The sequence below is a fragment of the Streptomyces yerevanensis genome (genome assembly GCF_000716805.1).
GTDB classification, from domain to species: domain Bacteria; phylum Actinomycetota; class Actinomycetes; order Streptomycetales; family Streptomycetaceae; genus Streptomyces; species Streptomyces flaveus.
The window spans coordinates 1-5,375 of the sequence record NZ_JNWJ01000137.1; the positions used below are offsets into that span (position 1 = coordinate 1).

At 66.2% G+C, this 5,375-nt stretch carries 7 protein-coding genes and 1 pseudogene; 5 read left to right on the forward strand and 3 right to left on the reverse strand.

What is annotated here, in order from left to right:
• Positions 1-266, reverse strand: a 266-nt coding sequence (locus OP79_RS48120) for a RidA family protein (RefSeq protein WP_245685742.1), incomplete at its 3' end; no start/stop codon positions are given.
• Positions 267-324: 58 nt separating this feature from the next.
• Positions 325-1,005, reverse strand: coding sequence for a haloacid dehalogenase type II (locus OP79_RS48125; RefSeq protein WP_033329569.1), 681 nt, complete (start codon positions 1,003-1,005; stop codon positions 325-327).
• Between the two features lie 109 nt (positions 1,006-1,114).
• On the opposite strand from OP79_RS48125, the gene OP79_RS55820 reads away from it, so the two are divergent.
• The 4 genes from OP79_RS55820 to OP79_RS48145 all read left to right on the forward strand — a co-directional run bounded on the left by OP79_RS55820 (position 1,115) and on the right by OP79_RS48145 (position 3,943).
• Positions 1,115-1,327, forward strand: a complete 213-nt coding sequence (locus OP79_RS55820) for a hypothetical protein (protein ID WP_157857535.1) — start codon at positions 1,115-1,117, stop codon at positions 1,325-1,327.
• Between the two features lie 82 nt (positions 1,328-1,409).
• Positions 1,410-1,559, forward strand: coding sequence for a hypothetical protein (locus tag OP79_RS55825; protein WP_157857536.1), 150 nt, complete (start codon positions 1,410-1,412; stop codon positions 1,557-1,559).
• Positions 1,560-2,009: 450 nt separating this feature from the next.
• The gene (locus OP79_RS48140; protein WP_033329571.1) at positions 2,010-2,696 is read left to right on the forward strand and encodes a GntR family transcriptional regulator; all 687 of its coding nucleotides are present in this window, start codon (positions 2,010-2,012) and stop codon (positions 2,694-2,696) included.
• Between the two features lie 1,037 nt (positions 2,697-3,733).
• Entirely contained in the window at positions 3,734-3,943 is a 210-nt protein-coding gene (locus OP79_RS48145) for a DUF2180 family protein (protein ID WP_063742165.1), read from the forward strand.
• 177 nt (positions 3,944-4,120) lie between these two features.
• Here OP79_RS48145 and OP79_RS57855 read toward each other — a convergent pair.
• Positions 4,121-4,525, reverse strand: a pseudogene (locus OP79_RS57855) (transposase); the annotation flags it as partial.
• Between the two features lie 596 nt (positions 4,526-5,121).
• Between OP79_RS57855 and OP79_RS48155 the strand changes: the two are divergent.
• The coding region (locus OP79_RS48155; RefSeq protein WP_033329573.1) for a hypothetical protein at positions 5,122-5,375 on the forward strand (254 nt) is incomplete at its 3' end.

Genomic DNA, 5,375 nt, shown 5'->3' on the forward strand with positions numbered 1-5,375 from the left:
TGCACGGCGGCAGCGAGGCAGTTGAGCGCGGCATGGCGCGCGAGCTCCCGCGCCGTCTCCAGCTCCACGTCCCGGCCGACAACGCCCCTCCCCAGCAGCTCGCCGTCCTTGAACGGGAGTTGGCCGGAGAGGTGGATGGTGGAGCCCACCGTCCGGTGGGGCACCAGGTACGTGGTGCCGGCGAGGACGGGTAGCTTCAGTCCCAGGGCCTGGAGCCTTTCTGAAGCCGAGTCACCCTTGACGGTTTGAGGCAGGGGCTGACTCACACCGCCACCGCCTTGCTGTGGATCATTTCCTCAGTTCTCCGCTCGGGCGTCAGGGGCATCAGGGGCGCGGCAGGCCGAAGAGGACCGGGAGGTCGGCGATGTCGGTGATCCGCTCGTAGCCGAGCCAGTGCTCGTCGTGCTCCCAGCCGCGGTCCATGTACACCTTGTTCTTGATGCCCATGATGGCCGCGGAGCGGTGGTCGTACATGGGGCTCGCGGAGACGTGCACGAGCTCGTCGGGTGTCACGCCGAGCTTGTCAAACGTGTACTCGAAGGCGCGGAGTCGCGGCTTGTAGACGCCCATCTCCTCGGCGCTGATGACGTCTGCGAACGGGGCCTTGAGGTTCTCCGCGAGGCGCACGGCGTGCGCGGTGTCGCTGTTGGTGATGATGACCAGCGGGACCGCCTCGGCCAGGCGGTTCAGCGCCTCGGTTACACCGGGGTACGGGCCCCAGGTGGGGATGGTCTCGTACACCTCGCGCGCTTCGTCCTCGCGGTACTCGAGACCGACGCTGCGCGAGGCGCGTTCCATGGAACGAGCGACGACCTGGTGGAACGGCTGGTACGCGCCCGTGCACTCGTCGATCCGGTACGCCTTGCAGATCCGCAGGTACTCATCGGCGACCTCGGCCGGCAGTCGGTCGCCCAGGACCTCACGCATCGTGTCGTTGATGCTGAACTTGATCAGCGTTCCGTTCATGTCGAACGTCACGAACTTGGGCTTGACGTCGAATCCCACTGGTCCTCCTAGTGTTTCAGTGGAGCAGTCTGGCGCTCTGGTCGATTGTCGACCATCGTTTGGTCGATTGTCGACCAATTGTGTCTCGACTGTCAATAGCGTCAGAGGGATGCCTCGGACAGGCCCGGCGCTGATCCACTTCCGTATGAATGAGGTGATCCGCCAGGTCGGGCGCAATCGGCTCTCGGCCGAGGTCGCCTCCGAGTTCGTGCAGACCGGCAACCAGTGCCGGATCGACGAGCGCCTCGGCAAGTGCAAGCCGTTCCACCAGGTCGTGGTCCACTCGCTGGAACCGACCATGCGCAGGTTCGGCGTGGAGTAACCGGAGAGCGACGGTCCGGCGGTGTACGAGGAGATTCCCACGTGGGGCGCGTACCCCGGTGTCAGCGTAGGTGCTGAGGCGCTTGGCCGAGGAGTACCCGCTGGTGATCGTGACGAACGCCGACGACGCCCATGCGATCGCCGACATCGCCGACCTCCCCGTCACGTTGTCCAGGACTCGGGGACCGCGGCTTGGAGTGACACCCGACCCAGAGAAGAAGGCGATCCCGTGACCCACCAGGACGGGGTGTACGAGCGCCGGGTGTTGCTCATCGAGCAGGCCGCGAGCATCGGCAACGTCACCGGCCAGCCAGGTGCTCGGCTTCTCACGCAAAACCTGGTACCGACTGGACGAGAAGGCCGAAGAGTCGGCGTCCGGAGACGCGAAGGTGCTGCGTCGCGCGTCCTGGGCCGCCGAGCCACGGACCGCCGCGCTCCCCTTGGTCGGCTGCGTCCCGCTGCAGGTCCACAAGCACCCGCGTCGCCGGACCGGCATCGGCCTGACAACCAAACGGCACCACCCGAGACACCGACCTGTCACCGCGACCCGTGAGCCGGATGGGGCACCGCTGTGAATTCAGTGAGTTCCGTGCCAGATAACCAACTTGAGGTGTGGATGCACCAGCAGAGGTATAGTCGACAAACGACCAAATGGTCGACAAGCGTCGAGGGAGGGCAACGGGGTGGACCACAAGTTCGAGTGGCAGGAGCAGCGGACGACGACGCCGGACGGCGTCTACCGCACACTGCGTGCCGCCATCCTCGATGGGACCGTACCTCCTGGTGGCCAGCTGCGCGAGGCGCACATCGCCGGGGATCTCGGGATCAGCCGGTCCCCGCTGCGCGAGGCGCTGACCAAGCTGGAGGAGGAAGGGCTCGTCGTCAAGATCCCCTACCGTGGGGCGTTCGTCGTAGAGGTGAGCGCTCGTGAGGTCGCCGAGATCGACTCGATCCGGCTACGTGTCGAGCCGTACGCCGCCGAGCTCTCGGCCGAAGCACTGCGCGGTCCTGAGCGGCCCCAGTTGCTGCAAACCGTCGAGGATCTCCGTCGGGCAATGGAGAAGGACGACATCCCGGCCAGCATCGACGCGCACCTCCGCTTCCACAGGCTCTTCTACGATCTCTCGGGGCACGGCGTCCTGCAGAGTCTCTGGAACGGCTGGGAGACCAAGCTGCGCCTCCACCTCAGCGTCGATCACCGCACTTACAGCGACGACCCGCATCAATTGGTCGTCGAGCACGAGAGGTTGGCCGCGGTTGCCCTGGAAGGCGACACCGACGCGTTCCGCCAGGAACTGGCTGCCCATTTCCCCATGGGGCTGGGGGTCCAGACGGGAGATCCAGGGGAACGCGCGCCCCGGCGTGCATGAGGCCATGCCGGCGTGCGTGAAGTGTCCAAGCCCGCTCGCCACTGTGACGTTGCAGACCTGCCGAAAAGTCAAGGATCAAGCTCGCACTGTCAACGCGATCTTGTAGCGGATCTTGAGTGCCGGTTGCCGGCCGCCGGCACGGTGGGGCGGGTAGGGGGCGACGGGGGCGTTTACGGCTGCGCGGTTAGCTGCGCGGGCGGGTCCGTTCTAGGAACCGGTCTGCACAGCGCCGGCTGGTGACGACGTCGCGCCGGGGCCCCCTCCATCGATTCAATCTCCCACCCGCGCGCGTATCCAGACCGCCGTCTCCCGTGCAGGAAAGGCAACCTCATTCAGCGGGGTGGACGCGAAGCGATACAACTCGGTGCGGCTGGTGCCATCCAGGCAGGTCAGCGCCATCACCGGTTCTGCCCCTGGCTTCGGCCCCCTGGGCGAAGCGCCGGTATGCGGTAGGCCAGGCCGGCCAGAACCCGGAGGCAACTGCCCGCCATGGGCAGCCAGGCGAGGCCATGAAGGTGCCCGCTCCCTGGATCTTGCGGTCCCGGCCCGCCGTCGGCCACTGCCCTGAGGGCGCCTCACCTCCCTCGGCGGACACCAGAACTGTCTTGCACCGCTCACGAACTCATAGGCCATGTGAGGCGAAGTCTGAGTGGCGCGTCCTGCTTGAGGGTTCGGGGTCGTTGGTGGCGGCTTTGATGCCGGCGCAGCCGGGCTCTCGGTAGGCCGGGAACGCCTCGCGGCACTGCTCCAGGGTCTCGCCGAGTCGCCTGTTCTCGGGGATCGGCCGGCGACTCGTCGGCCCTCAACGCTCCTGGCGGACGGGTCGGAGTTGCACTCCGGCGGCGCCGTCCGCACCGTGTCGGCGTTTGCTTCGCTGCATCGCCACCGGCCATACGATCACGATCGAGTCTTAGTCTTGACAAAGTCTAAACTGGAGCCTACTTTTCAAGCTCCTTGAGTAGGTGTGCGTGGCCTGGGTGGTTTTGTTCGTGCTGGTTGGCCGCCACATCCGGCCCCTGCTGAAATCGGAGTTGGACATGAGGTGCTACGACTGCCTCCAGGAGGCGCGCAGCGACACCACCGGCATCGGTGTGTGCTCGCGCTGCGGCTTGGCCACCTGCGAGAACCACGCCCGCGTACGTCAGGTACAGGTCACCCGCCAGGTCGGCATGGGCGCTGCGTCCGGCCGTATCCCGGCACGCAGGGTGGTATGCCACACCTGCGATATGGCCGAGACGGCGAACTGACCGCATGGTGCGCATGTCGCCCCCGCATCACCGGTCGCCGAATGCGCGCTGTCCGTCCGAGCATGCGTTCTTGGCCTGCCCGGACGCCGTCCCTGATCACTGCCGCAGCGTCCGGGCCTCAGCCGTGGCCACGGCTGGGTGCGCCATGCAGGAGGCGCGACCGCGGACGACGAGATGTCGTAGGGGCCGGGCTTGTTCCTGCTCGGCGGCAGCTTCCTCAAGAGGCTTCATGACGTCTTTATCGACGATCATCCCGGCGCGTCGTGGTGGGCAGGGGCGGTCGTGGAGTCCAAGCTGACCGCCGGACAAGTCCGTCTTGCCCTGGCGGGTGACTTCGGCGATCAGGCCTTCCGGCAGCGCGGTGAAGAGACCGGCGTTCCTCCCGACCTGCAAACACCCGTAGGCGGTCGGTCAGTTCCGAACTCGCCTGGAAGTCTCACGCCACTGCGCGTCTGCCCTGAACCGCCACATCGCACCCTCGAACTGATTCCGCAGCCGCTCAGGGTAGGGGCCGTACTTGCCTATCGGCAGGAACGGTGCGATCAACCTCCGCTGTTCGTCGGTGAGTTGCCTCCGCGTCACGGTCGTCTTCCTACCGGATCCGCCTGAAGGCCGGCGGCGTTCTTCCGGCCGTGAACGGGTCCAGTGTCGCCACGCGACGCCGTTGCCGAGCTCGTCACCACGGGCTTGCAGCCAGTCGCTGTAGGCCTTGCCGGAACAACCGGGCAGCAGGCCAAGCCGCTCTTGTGGCATGGGGATCTCGTCGGGCGTGAGGTCGACCATCCGTGTCAACCGCTCGAGAATCCCGCCGCCGTCAGCGATCGTCATGCGGACAGGTGTGCTGCACATGCTCGTCCATGCCGAACCGGATGAGACCGGTGAGCCAGGTCGCGGCGTCGACCGTCGCTTCCAGTAGCGGCGGGTCCAGCCGCACGTGGTGTTCCGAGGTTGCATTCGAGGCTGAAGTTTGTATTGACAGTGCTCGACGGGCACCCATATGGTCGACAAACGACAATAGGGTGGCGGCTTTAAGCCACCATACGGCGTTATATCGCCACTGTTACTCGAGAGGAGAACCGAGTACAGATGATCAAGATTCATGCGAAGCGGGTTCTCATGGCCACCTGCAAGGGTTTGTGCCCTGTGCCGTCCGCGGCAGTGGCGCAGTGAGCCGCCCCGTGACTTCGGCAGCGGACACCGGCTCGGCTTCCGATCGGCTCCAGGCCTTGGGTATGGCCCTTCCCGAGCTACGTGACAATCCGTACTACGTGCACCACCGGAGTGTGGGCTCCAACATCTACATCTCGGGCCAACTGCCTTACGAGGACGGCTGGCTGCTGGGGAGGGGCGTTGTCGGCCGGGACGTGGAGCTGGAGACGGCGCGGGAGCTCGCGCGCCATGCCGCGCTCAACTGCCTCGCTGCCGCCGTGCA

Coding starts and splice junctions, on each gene's coding strand:
- OP79_RS48145 (WP_063742165.1), top strand. CDS start 3,734: ATGAGGTGCTACGACTGCCTCCAGGAGGCGCGCAGCGACACCACCGGC.
- OP79_RS55820 (WP_157857535.1), top strand. CDS start 1,115: ATGCCTCGGACAGGCCCGGCGCTGATCCACTTCCGTATGAATGAGGTG.